Source organism: Lactiplantibacillus sp. YT640, assembly GCF_049745435.1.
Lineage (GTDB): Bacteria > Bacillota > Bacilli > Lactobacillales > Lactobacillaceae > Lactiplantibacillus > Lactiplantibacillus plantarum.
The window spans coordinates 1-1296 of sequence record NZ_JBMNVY010000086.1; the positions used below are offsets into that span (position 1 = coordinate 1).

General features: G+C 45.6%; 2 protein-coding genes. Both read left to right on the forward strand.

The genetic code is table 11. The features are described 5' to 3' along the window. The first annotated feature begins 18 nt into the window (after positions 1 to 18). Positions 19 to 762 (forward strand): ABC transporter ATP-binding protein, encoded by a 744-nt coding sequence (locus ACOV1R_RS16025; protein WP_003581836.1) that lies wholly within the window; start codon positions 19 to 21, stop codon positions 760 to 762. Further along, positions 740 to 1296, forward strand: a 557-nt coding sequence (locus tag ACOV1R_RS16030) for an ABC transporter permease (protein WP_219033566.1), incomplete at its 3' end; no start/stop codon positions are given. The genes ACOV1R_RS16025 and ACOV1R_RS16030, both read left to right, overlap by 23 nt.

Here is a 1296-nt window from a genome sequence, read left to right on the forward strand (position 1 = left end):
AGAAAGAGGGTTATTAAAATGGCAACGGATTATGTCATCGCCAAGCAGGTCAGCAAGCACTTTGGTCATCAGCAAGTGCTCAATCAGATTGATTTGACACTGCCGGCTGGAATGATTTATGGCTTGATTGGGCCATCAGGAGCTGGGAAGACCACCTTGATCAAGAGTATTTTAGGGATGGAAGCTGTGGATAGTGGCACTGTTAAAGTCATGGATACGGTGATGCCCAATAGGGCGGTAATGGCACAAGTAGGGTATATGGCCCAAAGTGACGCTTTGTATGAGACACTAACGGCCCGTGAAAACCTGACCTTGTTTGGGCAATTGATGAGCGTTCCAAAAATAAAGTTAGCACAAATGATTGATTATGCAGCCGGATTAGTTGATTTAACGTCCCAATTAGACAAGCGGGTCAGTGGCTATTCGGGTGGGATGAAACGGCGCTTGTCGTTGGCAATTGCCCTGATTCAGGATCCCCAATTATTGATTTTAGATGAACCGACCGTTGGGATTGATCCAGAATTACGGCAACAAATTTGGACCGAACTAAATAAGCTCAAGGATACCGGTAAGTCGATGCTCGTGACAACGCATGTCATGGACGAAGCAGAACGGTGTGATTATCTCATGTTGATTCGGCACGGGATTGCGCTTGCTGAGGGGACACCCGCGGCACTGAAACAACAGTATGCAGTAGATACGATCGAACAGGTCTTTTTGAAAGCGGGGCGGATGCAAGATGCGAACGATGGCAATCGTTAGACGAGTTTTTAAGCAAATGTTACGTGATAAGCGTACCTTGGCGCTGATGTTTTTGGCACCATTGCTGATTATGACGCTGATGTATTTCTTATTTCAAAACAACACGACGCAATTAGCAAGCTTGGGTGTTCATCATGTAGACCAATCCGTGGTTAACGTGATCGATACCAAAAACGTGACGATTCATCATTATGATAGTTCACAGGCACGGAAAATGATTAAGCAGCATGATCTAGATGGCTATTTGACTCAGAAAAATGGTCAATTGACGATTACTTATTCAAATAGTAATCCAACCAACACGTCTTTAATTAAGGCGAGTTTACAATCAGGATTAGTCAAGTTGAAAATGAAGACGCTGGTGACCGTTACTAAGAAACAGCGCGCGGCCCTTGAATCGCAACAAGCCGCTTTGAAGAAGCTGACAGCAGCCCAGACACAAGCAACGGTGACCAAGCTGAAGACTGCCATTGCACAAGCCCAGGCCCGCGGTGACCAGGCAACTGCTGAGAAATTACAAAAGCAACTCAAGCA

What these genes read in the sequence shown, in the direction of transcription:
- ACOV1R_RS16025 (WP_003581836.1), top strand. Translation starts at nt 19, where the DNA reads ATGGCAACGGATTATGTCATCGCCAAGCAGGTCAGCAAGCACTTTGGT.